This is a genomic window from Actinoplanes campanulatus (assembly GCF_014647795.1).
Lineage (GTDB): Bacteria > Actinomycetota > Actinomycetes > Mycobacteriales > Micromonosporaceae > Actinoplanes > Actinoplanes campanulatus.
Map to the genome: position 1 here is coordinate 64,025 of NZ_BMPW01000019.1, position 17,418 is coordinate 81,442.

Annotated in this window: 15 protein-coding genes; 2 read left to right on the forward strand and 13 right to left on the reverse strand. The window is 68.4% G+C overall.

Annotated features, from left to right (window positions below; all coding sequences use genetic code 11):
* The first annotated feature begins 53 nt into the window (after nt 1-53).
* Nucleotides 54-1,916 carry an AlbA family DNA-binding domain-containing protein gene (locus IEZ13_RS31780; protein ID WP_183223092.1) on the forward strand — a complete coding sequence of 621 codons (1,863 nt, stop codon included), beginning with the start codon at nt 54-56 and terminating at the stop codon, nt 1,914-1,916.
* A 424-nt stretch (nt 1,917-2,340) separates the two neighbouring features.
* Here the strand turns inward: IEZ13_RS31780 and IEZ13_RS31785 are convergent, their stop codons facing one another.
* Nucleotides 2,341-3,357, reverse strand: coding sequence for a hypothetical protein (locus tag IEZ13_RS31785; RefSeq protein WP_183223093.1), 1,017 nt, complete (start codon nt 3,355-3,357; stop codon nt 2,341-2,343).
* Between the two features lie 56 nt (nt 3,358-3,413).
* Nucleotides 3,414-7,715, reverse strand: a complete 4,302-nt coding sequence (gene mobF, locus IEZ13_RS31790; protein WP_183223094.1) for a MobF family relaxase — start codon at nt 7,713-7,715, stop codon at nt 3,414-3,416.
* A gap of 211 nt (nt 7,716-7,926) precedes the next feature.
* On the opposite strand from mobF, the gene IEZ13_RS31795 reads away from it, so the two are divergent.
* Nucleotides 7,927-8,445: a hypothetical protein gene (locus tag IEZ13_RS31795; protein WP_183223095.1), complete on the forward strand. Its 519-nt coding sequence runs from the start codon at nt 7,927-7,929 to the stop codon at nt 8,443-8,445.
* Nucleotides 8,446-8,831: 386 nt separating this feature from the next.
* Here the strand turns inward: IEZ13_RS31795 and IEZ13_RS31800 are convergent, their stop codons facing one another.
* The 11 genes from IEZ13_RS31800 to IEZ13_RS31850 form a co-directional block, all read right to left on the reverse strand.
* Complete coding sequence (locus tag IEZ13_RS31800; protein WP_183223096.1) at nt 8,832-9,176, reverse strand: hypothetical protein; 345 nt, start codon at nt 9,174-9,176, stop codon at nt 8,832-8,834.
* A 515-nt stretch (nt 9,177-9,691) separates the two neighbouring features.
* The gene (locus IEZ13_RS31805) at nt 9,692-9,862 is read right to left on the reverse strand and encodes a hypothetical protein (protein WP_183223097.1); all 171 of its coding nucleotides are present in this window, start codon (nt 9,860-9,862) and stop codon (nt 9,692-9,694) included.
* A 536-nt stretch (nt 9,863-10,398) separates the two neighbouring features.
* Nucleotides 10,399-11,538, reverse strand: coding sequence for an FAD-dependent monooxygenase (locus IEZ13_RS31810; protein WP_183223098.1), 1,140 nt, complete (start codon nt 11,536-11,538; stop codon nt 10,399-10,401).
* A gap of 451 nt (nt 11,539-11,989) precedes the next feature.
* Nucleotides 11,990-12,448, reverse strand: a complete 459-nt coding sequence (locus tag IEZ13_RS31815; RefSeq protein WP_183223099.1) for a hypothetical protein — start codon at nt 12,446-12,448, stop codon at nt 11,990-11,992.
* A gap of 211 nt (nt 12,449-12,659) precedes the next feature.
* Complete coding sequence (locus IEZ13_RS31820; RefSeq protein WP_183223100.1) at nt 12,660-13,139, reverse strand: hypothetical protein; 480 nt, start codon at nt 13,137-13,139, stop codon at nt 12,660-12,662.
* Between the two features lie 248 nt (nt 13,140-13,387).
* Complete coding sequence (locus IEZ13_RS31825; protein ID WP_183223101.1) at nt 13,388-13,810, reverse strand: hypothetical protein; 423 nt, start codon at nt 13,808-13,810, stop codon at nt 13,388-13,390.
* 350 nt (nt 13,811-14,160) lie between these two features.
* Entirely contained in the window at nt 14,161-14,766 is a 606-nt protein-coding gene (locus IEZ13_RS31830; protein WP_183223102.1) for a hypothetical protein, read from the reverse strand.
* Nucleotides 14,767-15,446: 680 nt separating this feature from the next.
* Nucleotides 15,447-16,280, reverse strand: coding sequence for a hypothetical protein (locus IEZ13_RS31835; protein WP_203833977.1), 834 nt, complete (start codon nt 16,278-16,280; stop codon nt 15,447-15,449).
* On the reverse strand, nt 16,277-16,825 hold the full coding sequence (locus tag IEZ13_RS31840; protein WP_183223103.1) for a hypothetical protein: 549 nt from the start codon (nt 16,823-16,825) through the stop codon (nt 16,277-16,279). Before IEZ13_RS31840 ends, IEZ13_RS31835 begins: the two co-directional genes overlap by 4 nt.
* 88 nt (nt 16,826-16,913) lie before the next feature.
* Nucleotides 16,914-17,075, reverse strand: coding sequence for a hypothetical protein (locus IEZ13_RS31845; protein WP_183223104.1), 162 nt, complete (start codon nt 17,073-17,075; stop codon nt 16,914-16,916).
* 42 nt (nt 17,076-17,117) lie between these two features.
* The gene (locus IEZ13_RS31850) at nt 17,118-17,381 is read right to left on the reverse strand and encodes a hypothetical protein (RefSeq protein WP_183223106.1); all 264 of its coding nucleotides are present in this window, start codon (nt 17,379-17,381) and stop codon (nt 17,118-17,120) included.
* Nucleotides 17,382-17,418 lie beyond the last annotated feature (37 nt).

Below are 17,418 nucleotides of genomic sequence, written 5' to 3' on the forward strand. Positions count from 1 at the left end.
CTGGCACCGACCCCGGGACGTCACGGATCACGCGACGCGATCACACTGGTCACATGAGCAGCAGCCCAGCGACGACCGCGCGAGAATGGGTGTCGGCCCGTAGCTGGGACCGGTTTGTCGGAACCCCGGAGTCCGCGGTCCTGGACGTGAAGTCCGGCGTCTACCGGCTCGACGATCCCGCCAGTGCCGGCGAGCTGATCAAGGACGTGGCCGCTTTTGCGAACAGCCGAGGCGGCCTGCTCCTTGTCGGCTTCGGCACGCGGGTCGAGAACGGTCGCGAGATCATCGACGAGCTGAAGCCCGTCCCGGCGGGCCTGGTCGATGTCGACCGGTATCGCAAACTCGTCCGGGACCGCGTCCGACCTCTCGTACGTAATCTCAGCGTCGTCTTCTACCCCGTCGATGACGAGCGCGGTGTGCTGGTCATCGACATTCCTGTGCAACCCGAAACGGCCAAGCCGTTTGTTGTCCCGGGCCCTGACGGCAGGAGGGCGCCTACGGCGGTCGGCGTCCCGATCCGGGATGCCGACGCGACGCATTGGCTGTCTCATGACGACCTCCAGCGGCTGCTCTCGACCGGCTGGAATGCCGCTGACAGCCCACGAGCGGACATAATTGACGCGCTGCACGAGGCCGTCGCTGCCGCAGTTCCCGCGCCCCCGAGACCGAACCACCCCGAGGTGGGCGAAGGTGCTGGGCGGCAGCGCCGGAATTTCACCACCGCCTACGCCGCCGGGGGCGGACAGACTGCCCTCGGGCATGCGACGCAGCCGGTCGCCGCGGTCGGCCCCGGCCTGATCCAACCGCTCGCCGGCCGCGACGGTGCTCCCGGCTCAGTCCTGACCGTAGTGCCGAACCGGAGCGGCGCCGTCGTTGCGGGTGACATCTGGGACGACCTGTGCGATGCGGGTAATGCGGCCGACCTGGAGATGAGCATCAACAACGTCGGGCTGCCCTTAGCCCCAGATACCTCTCCGCTGCTGATCTGCTCCGACGCGCAAACCGTCGAGCTGGAGGGCGGCCGTTGGGGGCAAGGCCGGCTGGTCCAGGTGTCGCCGGGCGGGCGGCTGCTATGGCGGCCGCACACCAGCCGTGACTTCGAGACGCACCACAACAACTTTGCGATCGGGGAGCTCCCCGAGCTGCACCTGCGTGTGCTCCTCGACGTGGCCTGGCAAAGCTGGAAGTACGGGCCGCAGTCGCTACCGGTAGCGGTCCGGCAAAGGCATCGCGACCTGCTCACTGAGTCCGGCTTGGCCGGGCACGTGTCCAGGCTTTCGCAGGGCCAGGGGAGGGACGTCGTTGCGCCGGTGTGGAACCTGGTCAGCGGTTCCAACAGCAATCACTCGGCCATCAGCTCCCACGTCCGCGCGCAGATCACCGCGCCGGACGGCCCGCTGGAGGTGACCGTGGACTCGGTGCTGCAGACCGGCAATTGGCGTTCCCCGTCGTCCGTGCTGGCCACCATTGACCTGGGCATCAATCTTCGACATATGCTGAAGCCGGAGAGCACGCAGACGATGCGCTCTCGCCTGTCGATTGTCGATCTCGTTGACGCTCTAGTCATGATGTGGGATGCCGTAGTCTCGCTGCCCGAGGCGCTGGAGCCCAACTTCGCGAGGTTGCCGTACGCGGCGCCCCCATTCGTCGTCTTCTACATTCACGCCGGCACGGCGGCGCCCGATGCCGGGAACGAGGGCGTCGCCCGCCAGCTGAATCTCCCGGATGTCCTCGATCTCGCCCCGCTCGGCGACGGCCCGCACGATGTCTCCCGAACGCAGACGGGGCTACGCATCGTCGGTCCCTTCGAGCCGGAACGCGCAGCTCGTCAGCGGCTGGTAGCTGACAGTCTCAGCGATCTCGCCCTCGGCTGGGGCTTCCTCTCCGCTGATGTGAACGGCTTGCTGGCCAACTGATTTGGAGTCCACCCGGACGAGACTGCCATCGCCACCGCCGACAGCCAGCACACGACAGCGTCAGATTGCCCGGTAAGCAAGCATTGCGAGTGACGTGGCGGAACGCCGTGCCTCGCGGCGGACTGACTTCGATGGTAAGGACTGCGGCCGTGGCGCCTGCTCAGATGCCACGTGCATACCTCCCTGGCAACGGATGACGGTGGTATCGGAGACGGGTTTTCCGGCTGCATCCGATAGACGATGCGCTGGTAGCCCGTACCGAACGCGTTCGCCATTCCCTCCGGAGGCCACTGGCCGGCTGCCGAGACCACCTAACCGAAGAGCTGGTAACACCGATCACGGGTCGGACCGCGCCACTTTCCGGTTGCTTCCTCGGCGTGGTGACGCTGCATGGACCCTCTTGACCGTCGTTGCCTCAGGTCGTCTATTCGATGGTCAGTTCGGTGTCGACTGCTGCGGCCGAGGGCTCCGGTCCGGCGTCGGGCGTGCGCGGTGCAGGGGCTGGCGTCGGTGGCATTGACTGCGTTGAGGCGTCGACGGCGTCGGCTACGGCGGTGATGACGCGGTTGAGGCCGCGGATGCTTCGCAGCATCTGTTGTTGGGTGTGGTGGGTGGCGGCTGCTTCGATCTGGCGGAGGAGGTTGGCGAGGGGGTGGATGGGCGCGGTCTGATGGTTCGCTGGCCGTTGAGGTTGCGGGTAGGGTGGTGTTGACAACAAGGATGCTTGAGCACTCTGGCTCAGGCGTTCGGGGCCGCGCTCGCCACTTGCAGGTTGTGGTGGAGCGGCCCTGTTGCTTTCCACGGTCAGTTCTCGGCCGGTGTGTGCGTCGATGATGGTGGCGGTGTCGGTGATCCGGGACCACCATTGCGGGTCGTCGTGGGCGACAGCGCGTTGCAAGGCCCACGCCGCAGCGTCGGCCATCCATAGGCCGGGATGCTGCCGGTCATCACGGTGCAGCATCCGCATCCGGGCATTGATTTGGCGGCTGCGAACCAGCCGTTTGTACGTGTCGATGTCGGGAGCGTCGGCGACGGTGACTTTGCGTCCTTCCCGTTGGGTCTGGGCTTGCTCCTCGGGGCCGGCGCGGGTGTCGGCGATGACGTCGTGGACTTTCTGTTCGTCGAGTTGGTGCAGTAGTCGCCCGAGCGCCTGCTGCCGAGACTGCTCGCGCTCGCGGGGGCCGATCGGTTGGGCGACGTAGAAGGTCCAGCCGGCGTGTTCGGTGATGGTGTCGAGTAGCGAGGTGATCCGGGAGTGGAAGCCGCGCCGGTACAGGTCGGTGGCGTGGAAGCTGTTGTTGCCGGTGGCTTGTCGTACGGCGGTGATGGTGTCGGGTAGGTCGGCGCCGTCGATGACGACACCGGCGAACAGGTAGACGCCGGTGCGGTTGCGGCGTTCGATGACGGTTTCGTCGACGAAAGCGAGACGGTAGTCAGCCATCGGCACGCCCGCCGGGTGACGGCCTGCTGGGGTGCGACTCGCTCACCGTGCGCTGATCAGTCACGGCCGAGGTCCAGGTCTGGTGTCTCGGTGTGTGGCAGATCCGGGTCAGTGGTGTCGGCGACGCGGTGTTGGCTGGCGACGGCCTGGTCGGCGAGCTGTGGGCGGACGGGAGTGGTGTGCTGGTTGGGGAGGGTGGCGTCGACGGCGTGGACGCGGTCAGCAGTTTGCCGTGCAGCATCGGCGAGTTGCCGGGTGTTAGCGGCCAGGTTGTGGGCGCGGCGCGCGGATTCGGCGGCTGCTGCCAGGCCGGCGTAGCGGATCGGTAGGGCCTGCTGGTACCAGGTGTTCCAGTCGCGGTGGCGTTCCTCGAGGACGGCGACGTCGTCGGCGGCCGCGGTGACGCGGGCGCGGGCGTGGTCGAGGCGTGCGCTGAGTTCGTCGACGAGGATCTGGGCGCGCAGTGAGTCGACTGCTGCGGCGTGCTGTTCGGTGGCGGTGCGGGTTCGGGCTGCCGTGGGTCGCCACCAGGCCGGTGCCGGGGTGGCCGGTGGCGGGGTGGTGAGGGTGGTGGCGTGGTGTTGGGCGGCGGCGAGGGCGATGCGGCTGTCGCGCAGGTGCTGTTCGGCGGCGACGAGGCGGGTGTGGGCGTTGCGCAGTTCGCCGCTGACGTAGGACGGGGCGGCGCGGTCGGCGGCGCGTTGCGCTTCCATGAGAGTGCGCAGCTGGCTGTCGGAGGCGGCGGTGAGCTTGCCGCTGAGGGTGGCGCTGCCGAGGACGAGTTGGGCGCGGTGCCAGGCTCCCCACCGGGCGGGGTCGCGGTCGGAAGGTTCTGGGCCGATGGGGTCGTCGCCGGTGATGGCGTAGCGGTCGCGGTAGCCGGCGACGACGGCGGCACCGGAGAGCCAGTGTCGGCGTCCGGCTTCGTCTTCTGGCAGGGGGCCGAGAGCGCCGCTCCAGGCAGGCTGGTGAGCTGCGGCATTCTCGGCGAGGGCTTCGATACGGCGGTCGCAGATGGCCGCGACGTCGGTGAGGGCAGCGCCGAGGTCGCCGCCGATGTCGGGTAGCCGGTCGGTGTAGGTGCCGGTCTGGGGGCCGCTGATGGCTACGGTGGGGTCGGGGCGGATGTCGCGGTAGGCGTTGTCGATGCGCCAGGCGAGCACGGCGGCGGTGTCGCGGGCGCTGTGCAGTTCCCGTTCGGAGGCGACCGCGGCGAGGACCTGTTCGGGGTCGTATCCGGCGGCGGCGAGCCCTTGGAGCCGGGCGGCGAGGGCGGGCATGGCGGGGTCGGCGGCCAGGTTCGCGGCGACGGTGTCGCCGGCCACGCGGCGGATGACGGCGGTGTAGCGGGGTGTGGCGGCGCGTGCGGTGAGGTCGTCGTAGATCGCAGCCCAGCGACTCAGGGCGTCGACGTCGGCCCACAAGGTCTGCTCGACCTCAGTAGCGGATCGGTCCGTGGTGTCGGTGCGCAGGATGTCGGCGAGCACCGTGATCCCGGCGGTGGGCGGCTGCGGCGGATGGCTCTCGGGTGGTTCTTCGCTGGTGATGACGGCGATCTGGTTGAGCAGCCGGCCGCGGGTGGCCATGACGTAGAGGCGGGCCCGGTTGGTGGCGGAGTCGACCAGGGCGCGGCCGACGTCAACGGTACGGCCTTGGGCGGAGTCGACGGTGGCGGCGTAGGCGAGCTGGACGTGTTCGGCGACGTAGGCGGCGGGCAGCATCAGGGTGGCCTGGGTGGTGGTGTGCCGGACCTGGAGGGCGCCGTCCTCGCGGACGGTGAGGATCTGCCATTGGTCGCGGTTGGCGACGAACCGGTCGTCGGCGATGAGGTCACGGTTGTTGCGCCGGGTGACGATTAGATCGCCGGTACTGGCGTGGGTGCCGTTGGCGAGGGTGACCGCCTGGCCGTCTTGGACGATGCCGGCGCTGATGAGGATGCGCCGTGCCTGTGCGGCGAGGTCGGCGGCTTCGGCTTCGGTTTCGACCATGATGAGGCTGGAGCGGCCTTGGATGATGTCGGCGGCCCAGCCGTCGAGGACTTGCCGGGCGAGGTGCTGGCGGTCGCCGCCGAGGATCCGGCCGCGCCGGTCGTATTCGGCGAGCACGGTGGTGTCCGCGTCGCGTAGCCGCAGCGACGCCGGGCCTTCCCATGCTTCGGCGAAGCGGCGAACCTCGGTCAGGGTGGTGGTGTTGCCGAGGGAGGCGAGGTAGCGGAACATGCCGCCCGGACCGATGGCGGAGATCTGTTCGGGGTCGCCGACCAGGATCAGTTTCCCGCCGACGGCGTCGAGCAGCTGGGTGAGGCGTACGAGGTCGAGGGTGGAGGCCTGGGACGCCTCGTCGACGATGACCCACTGGCCAGGCTGGAATGTCCAGTCCGCCGGGCTGGTGCCTTCGGGTGGGGTGTGCTGGGCGTGCAGCCACATGGCGATGTTCTCGGTCCGGATGCCCGGCGATCCGCCTTCGCGGGTGGCTTCGGCAAGCACATAGGCGGCGTTCTGCGACACGGTCAGGCCGAGCACCGGGATGTTCGCTCGATGGGCTGCGATGCCGACGGCCCGCTGCAGGTAGGTCTTTCCGGTACCGGCTGGCCCGACGATGCCGGTGATGCGCCGGTCGTCGCCGACGGCGAACAGCAGTGCTTCTCGCTTCTCCGGGCTCAGGTCGAGTTCACCGGCGACGCTGTCGAGCAGCGCGCGAGCGGCCGGCGTGGCGCCGCGGCGGGTGGCGTAGGCGATGAGTTCCTTTTCTGCGGCTAGGACCGGTTGGGTGGACAGTTGCAGGTCGCGATGCCGGGTGTAGATGCTCTGCCGGTCGCTGCCGCGTACGAGCGTGTCGCCCCACTGCATCAGCGCGGGCGGCGTCAACACGCGTAGTCCGGCGGCGTGGGTGCGCACGGCCTGGGCGGCGAGGCGCTGGACGTGCTGCCAGTCCGCGGTGCGTGCGGTGCCGGCAGGCACGTGCAGGACCCGGCCGATGGCCAGCTCGAGATGGTCGAGGGTGAACACCGCCCGCTCGGCGCTGAGCTCATGGATCGCCCTCTCGACCGCCAGGTACGGAACCCGCCGGGCCGCGGCATCGATAACGAGCTGGCGCTGAGTGTCGTCGTGGATCCCAAGTCGAGCAGCGGCCTGGTGCAGGGTGTCGAGGTCCAGGCGGCGTCCGGCCAGGGTGCGTTCGGCCTGGCGCAAGACCTGGATCGCAACCTGGTCGATGTGGTCTCGGACCGTACCGGCCACGATCTGCCGGACCGCGGTGACGGTGTGCAGACCGGCGGCTCGGTCCTCGCGATGCCAGCGAGACACGGCGTCACGGGTGGACTCGGGGCCGTCCTTGAGCTGGCGGGTGCGCAGGGTGGCGTCCTGGGCGCGGCGCCGCCACCGGCCCGCCCGCAACCGTTCCCGGCCTGCTGCCGGGTCGCTGAGCCGTTCGTCCATCTCGGTTTCGATGGCGGTGCGGCGCTTGGAGTAGTGCGCCAGCATGCGTGGGGTGAACCCGATGATCTCGCGGATCGGGGATCCTTCGCGGGCGGCGAATCGCACGCCGAGCCGGCGGCCGAGTTCGGTTTCGACGGCGCGTTCGTAGGCGATGCGGGCGGCGATGCTGGCCTGGTAGAAGGCGCGGCTGTCGAGTGACAGCCAGTCTTGGCGGCCGTTGCGGGTGACGCGGACTTTCGAGCTGACGATGATGTGGGAGTGCAGTTGCGGGTCTTTCTCCCGGGACATGCGGTGGTCCCAGACGCTGGCGGCGAGGCCGTCGGTGTCGACCTGCACCAGGCCGTTGGTGCCGAGCCGGGTGAACGCACCGTGGGCACGCAGGTGTTCCAGGGTGGCGCGGATCCCTTCGTGGTGGGCGGCCATCACCTGCTGCTTGACGGTGTCGTCGCCGAACGCCCACAGCAGGCTGACGCTTTTCACCGGGGAAACGGTGACGTCGAAACCGGCGACGGGTCGCCGTTCGGGGGCGGTCCAAATGTTGAGCCATACGCGGGCGATCTGTTCATAGGTGGCGTCCGCTGGGAGTTTGGCCCACGCTTTTTCGACGGCGGCTTGGCGGGCGGTGTCGTCCATCGGCTGGTATTGCCGCCACAGCCTGCCGAGTTGTTCGCCGGTGACGGGGTTCTTTCCCTCGGCGAGTAGTCGTTGTAGTTGTTGTTCGGTGACGTCGCCGTGGACGCCGAACAATGCGTTGCTCTGCCCCGCCCACCAGCCGGGTGCTTCACCGTGGGCGGTCGGGTCGGCGTGGTAGGCGACGGCGGAGTGGGGTTGAGCTGGGCGGAAGTCGTGCCGGCCGGTGGTTACCTGCCGGGTCAGATAGGTGATCCCGGCCCCGGGTGCGATGCGGGTGACCGTGAGCATGCCGCCAAGAGTAGGGCGCTGGTCGGCCCTTTTCGACATTTGAATGCCAGGGGGTGTGCTAAAGCTGGGAAGTAGTGGAGGGGTGAGCTCTTGTTTGTGCAGGAAGCACATGGTGCGACGATCGTTAAACGAGAGAGAAACTATTTAGGACGATGCTTAAACCATTCCAGAGAATGGCGGGAAGGTTGAACGTGAAGGTACTTTGAACGGCATGGCTAGTAAGACAAGCAATGAGGCAGTGCAGGCGCTGCGGCAGCAGCAGAAGGCGGAAGAAACCGCGCTGCTGGCCGTTCTCGGCGCGGTCGGCACGGTGGAGCAAGCGCGCCAGCGCCGGGCAGCGGAGCTCGCGGCGCTCGACGCTGCGGTGAGTGAGGCTGAAGCGGGTGAGGATGCGGCGCTGGCCGTGCTGGGCACGCTGATGCCTGCCGATCGTGCGGGCCGACTCGCGGGGGTTACTCCGACCCGGATGCAGCAGGCGTTGCGCCGCGCTGCGGCGGACACCGTAACTGGAAGGCTGGAGGCGCTGACGGGTGAGACTGCGGCGGTGCGGCGGCGGGGCCGTCCACCCGGAACGGGTACGCCTCGTCAAGGGCGGCGGGGGGTGGTCCGCGTAGAGGCAGGTTCAACGACTGACGATGAGCATCACGATCAGCAGGAGCGCGGCGACGGCGGCCAGGGTGACGCCGATGATCGCGAGCATCCCGCCGCATCCGACGACGGAGCGGCCTAGGCGGTCGTTGTTGATGAGCGGCATGGTGGGCGGGCCTCCGGGGTGCTCGGCTGGGGGTGTCATCTTGCGGGTAGGGCGTTGATCGCGGCCGATGGGCGCGCTACCGTTGAGTTCTGCCTCTCTCGGCGTTCGCGCCGATGTGATGGTTGGTATTGGGCCGACGGACTTGGTCGTGCATTCCCTTCCGGGGGAATGTTCCCCCTTGTGGGGCCGTCGGCCCATCTTTATGCGCGCTGGGTTGCGTGGCCGTGGCGTAGGGCCGTGAGTGACGGGTGCGGCAGCCCGGGTCGGCGTGCTCGATGCGCGCCGACGCGGCCCCTGCTGGGCGCGGCCGGTAGTCGCGGGTGCCCGGGGCGCGCTGAGTGCGCGCCCCGGGATCGTGGTGGTTAGAACGGCGGCTCGAAGTTGTCCCAGTCAATCGGGGCGGGAGCGTAGCCGCTCATGATCTGGACAGCGGCGGGTACCTCGCACATGCCTTCACGGGCGGCGTCGGCGTTCAGGGTGTCGACGAGGCCATCGGGAATCTCGGCGTACTCGCTGAGCATGTCGATGATTACTTTCGCCTCGGTGATCTCCCGGAAGTCGCATCCGAGGTCGTGGTCGGGGGCGTCGTCCTCGTTGTCGTTGGTGGTGAGCCAGACCTGAGCGAAGAAGGTGCCGAACGTGCGTTCCCATCCGGCGACGGCACAGGACACGCTCGGGTCCACGGGCTTGAGTTCGTAACGGCTCACGACGAAGCCTCTCTGTTGAGTTGTGATGATTGGTATTAGTCGGGGCTTGGTCTCCCTGACTGCATTAATGGTATAACACTAAACGACTGATCTCAATGTGTTGTGCATTTAAGAATGAATGATTTTAGGGTTTCGCGCGCCCGCTGTGACGCACAGCGTGAGCGTTCCCGCAGGTCGCGGGCGCGCACGGCGGCTGGCCGCTTTTTTGGCCGTGGGGGCGAGCTTGCTCGCCAGGTCGGGAGCGGCTGGAGCCAAATGCAGTGCGGGGGTTTCGATTAAAAGATCATGCGGGTTGTGCATGATGTTTTATGAGCCCGCAGTGGATTTGGTGGAGGACGCGAGCGACCTACACTCGTAGCGCCAGCCGACGGCCGGAAAAGGGGCTTTGACAGCGCGGCCGTAGGCCGCTCCTTTCTACCGGCCGGCCACGGCCGGCCGGGTTGAGCTCACGCCGGCCCGTCAGTCCTGCGGCAGACGGGTACGGAGGACCCGCAGGTCCTCCGTACCCCGAGCTTCTACCGCTGGTTGTAGCTCTGGACGATCTGGAACTCCCGGTAGTCGGCGGGGCTGGCGGTGTCGTAGAACTCCTTCTCCCCGACCAGGACGAACTTGCGGGCGGCGCGGGGGCGGTTGAGGCCGGTGTCGCGGCGCGTGCGGCGGTCGGTGAAGTCGAGGTGCTGGAACATGGCGCTGCCTCCCTGCGGTGAACCGGTGCGGCTGCCGCCGGTGTTTGCCGGGCAGCCGCGCTGACGGGCCCAGGTGGGGCCGGCGCGGCCTGCCGGTGGGCAAGCCAGCACTTGAGGTCAAAAGATCTTTGGCCGGTGCAGCGCAGCAATCCGGCCAAGATGTTTTGCCGGTTTGACCGCCGCCGGACGGGTCGGCCATCCATGAGGACTGGCATGTGCGTCTGCCTGGCATCGGCGGCGAGCCCGTATCCGTCACCGCCAGGGGCGCCATGTTCGGCCCTCGACGTACGACCGCCGCGGTTACGCGTTGCGGCACCGGCCGGGTCAACCGCCACCGTGCCGCCAACCTCTCCCCGGGGTAACTCAGGCCGGACGGCAGCGCTGCCGAGCTTGAGGAGATCGTGGGCTGGTCCGTCGTGCGGCAGCCAGTCGACTCCAGCGCATCGGGCGGTTGCCGGGCTCAGCGGTCTTGATGTGGCGGACACGGGTGGCACCGGTCCAGGTCGGGTTGCACCTGGACCGGGGTCACATCCCGGTTAGGCGCCGAGACCGTGCCGACGGGCGAGGGCCGGACCGAGTTCCACTGCGGCAACAGCAGCGGGAAGGTGGCGATGCTGCCATCCGTGCAGGGCGGTCGCCAGGTCGGCACCGTACTTACGGTGCTGGGTGAGTGCGGCGGCCAGACCGGCGGCCTGCTCGATGCCGTTGTTGGCGCCGCGGGCGGTGTGCGGACGCACCGGGGCGAGCGCGTCGCCGATGAGCACAGCGTGCCCGTCGCCGACGGGCCAGGCCATGCGGGTCGGCGGGTCGATGTCCATGACCGCGGCAGCCATCCGGGTGCCGGTGGTGTGGACGAGGGCGGCCTGCTCGTCGGGCAGATAGCGCTGGGCGCTGTCGTCGACGGCGGCGCGGGCCGTGCCGGTGACGTGCTGCGGCAGGGCGAAGACCCGCCGGGTCGGTGCGGCGCCGAAGAAGTCGGTGTACTGGGCGGCGGTGGCACCGAGGTAGAAGGTCCAGTCGGTGCCACCGGGGACCGGCGCCACGTTGAACTGCATCCCGCTGCGGTCGGGTTCGAAGCGCAGGAAGTCGGCCAGGCCCGGCAGGATGGTGTCGGTCTGGCCGCGATGGGCGACGTAGCCGGCGTAGTGCAACTGCCGGTGAGGGTCGAGCAGTCGCCGCCCGGTGGAGGCGCGGCCGTCGGCGAAGACCACCAGGTCGGCAGTGGCGGTGTCGCCGTCGGCGAAGTGCAGCAGCGGCCGGCCGTGGTCAGTGTCCAGGCCGGTGACGCGTTTGCCGGTGTGCAGCACCTCGGCGGGCAGGCGGCGGGTCAGCGCCGGGTGCAGCAGCGACCAGGTGGTGTTACGGCCGGCGTAGAGGTGGCGGTGCTCGGCACCGGGCCGGCGCTCGTGGACGGCGAACTCCACCACGGCCTCGGAGTTGTAGCGGACGAACTCGTCCTGCGGCACGCCGAGCTGGTCGAGGACGTCGAGCGCCGAGTGCTCCAGGCCGATCAGCCCGCCGCCGAGCGGGGCGCTGGCGGGCACGGCTTCGTAGAGGGCGACGTTGTCGAAGCCGGCGTGCAACAGCAGCAGTGCGGTGGTGGGGCCGGTCAGCGATCCGCCGACGACGGCGATCCGCAGCTTGGGGTTGAGACGGTTGGGGGTGGGCGTGTTCATAGGCGTGGCCTCCGTGGTGCGAGCCCGGGGCGACTCGCGCCGGTTGCACCGGCGCTGCCGCGTTGACGAGGCCACGGGGGGATCGGCCCGGATGGTGGCGGGCAAGCCTGACCCTGACGGTCAAAAGATCTTGGAAGCGCAGCGCTGCTGCCGCTCGTTGACCATGGGTGCTGCGCTTCCAAGATGTTTTGCCGGGTTTGCCGGCTGCGGCCGGGTCGGTCATCACTGAGGACCGGCGAACGCGGCGGCCCGCAGTGACGACCGCCGCGTTCGCCGTCCGGCTATGCATCTCGAAGGGGCTAGTAATGCGCATCATCGGCTGACCAACATGGGTGCATGTGATCGCTGCCGGGAACGGCCCGGCGCGTGGCACGACCTTGCTTGCTGGGCGGCGGAAGGAGACTGCGGGCTGCGGTGAGTGCAACAGCGCGATGCTGATGGATCCGCAGCGCTACTCGCCGGCCGTGCTCCGACGATGGCCCTCTGTTTCGCCGTACATGGCCTCGAGCGCGGCGACGAGGGATGTGCGGTCGGTTGTCGACGCGATGGCCTCGCCGATGTCGGCAAACGTGCGCAGGACCTCGCCGGTGTTGGTGCAGGCAGCCTCGAAGTCACCGACACCGGGGGTGTAGCGCAGCAGGGTGCCGAGCTCCTCGTGGTGCGGCTCTTCGTAGACGGTGAAGCTGAACTGGTGCGCCGGCAGGGTGCCGCCCTTCATCAGCAGGCACAGGGCGTTGGCGATGTCGTTGCGGGTACCGACGAAGGCGACACCGCTGATGTCGTCCAACGAGGGATCGGCGGTGATGTCGGTCGTGTACTCGTCGAAGATGGCGCTGATGGCGTCGGCGTAGCCCTCGGGCAGCGTCTCGGGTCTGTCGATGTGGAGGTGTACGGCGATGCTGTCGGACATGGCAGATGGCGGCTTTCTGGTGCGGGGTCAGTTCGTGTAGGAGCTCGCGGGCTGGCGGTAAATAGGTGGAGTCAGGTGCAGAACGGCCGGTCCGTCGTCCTGTCCCGGCCGGTAGGCACCTGGTGGTGAGCCGTTGGTGCAGGCTGATGACGGCTGCGAGTTATCGGCGCGGCTGTTGCGGCCAGCTCGATCTCGTACGGTCTGCACGGCGTTACCGCTTCTCATCCGCATCGGCCTGTTGTATGACCTTGCCGTACTGGTCTTTCGGCACGGTCGGGTCGATGAGGGCGGCGGCCCACGCCACGCCTTCGCGCCGATACCTCGACGGCATGGACACCTCGTTGCAGCGGGCTCGCAGGAGATCCGCGAAATCCTTGCCGGCTTCCCGATAGACGCGCCGAGTCTCGGCTCGCGCATCCTTGACCTGCTGTTCGGCGGACTCGCGCTGCATGCGGTCCAGAGCGCTGGTGTCGTAGAGGTGCCGGGCGTAGCTGTCGGTGGTCAGTCCTTCGCCGCGATCCAGGCGCTCCCGGAAGTTCCCCTCGGCCGGCCGGAACCCCAGCGCTCGGCGCAGTGCTTCGGCGTAGAAGTCGTTGCCGTACCGCTGCTCCTGCTCGTGGTGGATGAGGTGCGCCATCTCGGCTTGGAGTCGTTCGGCGATGCGATTCCAGTTCACGGAGTCGTCCGACATGGCGGTCATGTCCTTACTGGTTCAGTGGGTGATCGAGTGGTGCTGGTGAGTGGCTGGTGGTGTGGCACGGCGGGCAGATCGGGCCGAGATCGACCCGATAGCCGGTGTCGCAGGCTTCGCACACGATGCGCAAGCAGTTCCGGCATTCGCCGGAAGCGACGCTGTCGAGTGGGATGCCGCAGAAGCCACAGTCGCCAGTCAGGCAGGTATCGGTGTGGCGACCGGGCGGGTGCTGGCGGCAGGGATGGTCACTCATCGTCGACGTGCCGCAGGTGGTCGTAGACGGTGGCGGCGCTCAGCGCTGTGCCGGTGCGATGTTGCGGTATGGCGATGCGTCGCCACCCGATGGGGTCGCAGGCCAGCCAGGTGGTGGCCTCGGCGGTGGTGATGGCGATGACGTCACCGACGGACAGCGAACGATGACGAAGCAACCGGTAGGTACAGGCGAGCAGGAAGTTCAATTCGCCGGCTTCGGTCTTGCCTCGGCCGGCTTGGAGATCGTCGAGGTCGGCGTTGAAGACGTGGAACGCCCAGCTGCCGATCTGCTCCGGCGTGGTTGCGGCGGGCAGGTGGCGGCGGTGGCTGATGACCTTGATCAGCGCGTGGTGAGGCTGGTAGGGGCGAAACTGGGTGTCGGTGTTGTGGTAGATCGCGATGTAGTGCAGCGTCACGCGGGTTGCCCTTCGGCAAGGGATGAGCGGCGCTCATGCCAGGATTGGCGAGAGGGCCGATGGCTTGGGAGACCGTGTTAGGGCGTCAGGTCGGAGCCGTTGAGGTTGTGCAGCAGGCCGGGCCTGGTGCCGTCAAAGACGAGGCACCACCGCGGGCGGGCCGGCCATTGAGCGGCGAAGGTCACCCGGGTGAATCCGGGATGCTCCGGTTCGGGTGACCGATGTTGAGCCGCTACGTGCTTGGTACTGATCGCCGTCCCGAAGCGGTGAGGCCGGGGGTGGGTTTGCGGGGGTCGTTCAGGCGCAAACGCTGCCCGGCCGATGTACATCGGCCGGGCAGCGTGGCATAACTACCGCATCAGGGTGGCGGTGGCCTCTTCGGTGGACTCGGCCGAGACCGCGAAGTCCGCCACGCGCGCGTTGCGCAGGACGTACGCCATGCCCGCCTCGTCAGCCGCTCGCCCGCGCAGCTGCTCCTCCGTGACGGTGAAGGTGACCGAGTACGTGAGCACCGGAAGCGGGATCGCGTCCAAGTCATAGGCCTCGACGAACTCGCGGTACAGGGCGCAGTATTCGTCGTAGTCGTAGCCGAGGTTGATGGCCTTGCGGATGGCCGTCTTCAGGCGGGCTTTGGTGATGAACGGATCGGTGGAGTCGGCTGGGGTGAACCGCTCGTCGGCCAGGTCAGCGACAGCGTCGCAGGTCTGGCAGTACGGGTCGCTGCATCCCTGGTTGACCCGGCGCAGCGGCTTGAAGGACAGCCCGTCGTTGAGCGCCTGCACGGTGATGGACTCGGCGGTACTGCACCAGTTGTTGTCGGCGGCGTGCTGGCGGATGCGGGCGAGGACGTCGGAGAGGTAGACCGAGCCCTCCGGAGCGGCCGGCCGTTCGGCGCCGGCGGAGTTCTGGTTGTCCGCAGTGGCGCTGGTGATCTGGGCGGTGACGTTGTCCGTCATGGTGCGTGCCTCCATCAGGCTGTTGCTGATGCGGCAGCCCCGCGCCGGGATCGGGTGATCCCGGCGCTGGGGTGCCGCGCTGACGGGGCCGGTCAGAGCCCGCCCATGTGCCTGGGGGTGCAAGCCACCGGTCAGCGGAAGATCTTGGCGGTCGAGCGCAGCGCTGACCTGGTTGCCAAGATGTTCTGCTGGGGGCTTAGCGCCCTCGGCGCGGGTGGGCTGACCTCGGGTCCCTCAGCGAGCGGCTCCAGACGCCGTAGTGATCGATCGCCGGAGCACGAGCGGCGCCGTGAAGGAGTACGCGAGACGGCGGCGGGCGCAAGGCGAACAAGCATCACGCCCGCGACGCATACAACAGTCACCGCCGTGGCCAACCGCGCGCCACGGGCATCGGCAACGCACGCGAAAGCACACGGCATTGCGGCGTCACGCCCGGGTTACCTGTCCACGCCGACGACCACGGTCAAGGACTAACCCGGCGTAACCGGCTGTGACAGTTGCACCACAAGGTGACCTGGCCGAGCCTTGGCCCTGTTCCCTTCCGGCCACGGCAGAGCATGGGCGCCGGATCCGAACGGCGCGCAGACCGGCTCGACGGCGTCGCCGCTCGACGCGCTCGGTCGCCATCCACGTTGCCGTCAGGGATGCGGGTTGTCGGGAGACACCGTGTGTGAACCGCGTCAGGCAGGGGCTTGCGGCAGAGCGGCTCTGCGACGCAGCTCGCTGAGCGGTAGCGGATAGCTCACGCCCTGACGCTGCTCTTTGAGGATCGCGACGTCGCCGAGTTGGGCGCGCAGCTTTTCCTCCTCGGCCTCGGCGGCCGCGAATCGTTCGGGCGCTACCGTGAGCAGGTGCCGCCACTGGCGCTGGCCGGCGCGGACACACACACCGAAGCAATTGTTGTGGGCGAAACCCTGCTCATAAAGGCGGGGCGGCCGTAGTCCTTCGCTGCGGGCCCAGTCGAGCATGTCCTGCTTACTCAAGTACGGCGGTTCGCACATCGGGAAACGCGCCGGCCACGGCGCCCACCCCTTCTCGATGGCCGGCACCCGCCGCTGCTCGCTCCAGTCGATGCCGACGTAGAGCATTGTGGTCGCCGGGTCGGCGTTCGCGGTGAGCCACGACCGGCAGGGCCGTTGCTTCAGGTGGACTGAGCACGGGGCAATGCGAGAATTTCCCACAAATCGTTGGTCGGCGAAGACCTGCCACGGGGTGCGGCCGTCGGCCACCACGATCGGCTCGACGCCGAGCAGCGAACCGGCGTCGGCAACAAATCTCCACAGGTCAGGATCTTCAGCCTTCGTGTCGGCGGCCAGGAGGATGAGGTTGTCCGTGCCGTGTTCGGCGGCGACGCGCATCGCGGCGGCCCAGCTGCCGATGCCGCCGGAGAACTGCACGACATGCTTCATCGCCGCGGCGTTCGGTTGCGCGAATCCCGGGCCGCGCGCCTTGTCGTGGTCGCGGGGCTGATGCGTTGCAACGGACGTGGGCACCGCGCCGGTGCTGACGGTCATGGCGTAGCCCCGGCACGCAGTGCGGCGGCGCGTCGCAGAACGTCGCGGTCGGGGACGTTCCAGCCGTCGGCGGATCGGACCTGCTGTTGCCCGGTGAGGTCGGTGAGCGTGTACCAGCCGTCTTCTCCGGGACCTTGTCGTCGTGGGTCGACGGGGCCATATTCGGCGAGGAAGGCGGGGATGCTCTCGGTGGCGAGCCGGTGAAGCCGGTTCACCCAGCGTGCGGCGGCGCTGTGCTGCCAGTCGGGATGCTCGCACGACTGGTGCCGCAGTGAGGCGGCGGCGGCCTCAATGACTTCGGGGTCGATGCGGCCGGGGTAGGGCCGATACCGGTAGGTGTCGACGTCGCGGTCGCGGAAGCCGTGCGGGCCTGGCCTACTACCGCCGTCACGGTCGCGTGGGTAGCGGTAGGCGACGCTGGTGAGGTTTTCCTTCCACAACATCCGGCCGGTGTCGTCGGCCTGGTCGGCGGTGATGAGATCCCATTGCACGGCGGCGGTGAGGAGAAGGTCGAGGTGATCGCGGTCGACGATCCAGGCACTCATGTCTAGTTGTCCTTGCTGCGAAGCGGGGGTGTGCTGAGGCGAGACGCTGGTGGGACACCCCGATCGGGGTGTCCCACCAGCGAAGGGCTCAGTGCAGGCCGATGATCGTCAGCGCCGGGGAGTGCTCGAGGATGGCGAGGGCGACGACGTGCAGACCGATGAGACCGGAGACGTGGGCGATGTCGTGGGTCAGGTGCTCGCGGACCTTACGCAGAACGCTCTTGGGCTCGTTGCCGTCGTTCTCGGACATGGACGTCACCTTTCGATCGTTGAAATGCAATGAGTGGTGGGGTCAGTAGTCCTCGGACTGGTTGTCGCCTGCGCGGCCCGGCCACCGGGCCGCGTCGGGGCGCATCCCGATGAAGGCGCTGGTGTCGTCGTCGCTCCAGTACCAGGAGCAGGTGTGCGGGTTGTGGCCGCTGCTGGGATCGGCGCCGCAGTCACTGCACGGCCGGGCGGCCCTGGGGCTGGGGCATTCGGTGGTGTGCTCGAAGTACCAGCCGGTGCAGCAGCTCGGTGGTATGCGGACATGTGTTGGCTTTGATGTGCCGCGCAACGGTGCTCCTTCGCATGCAGGGAAGGCCGCCCGGCCC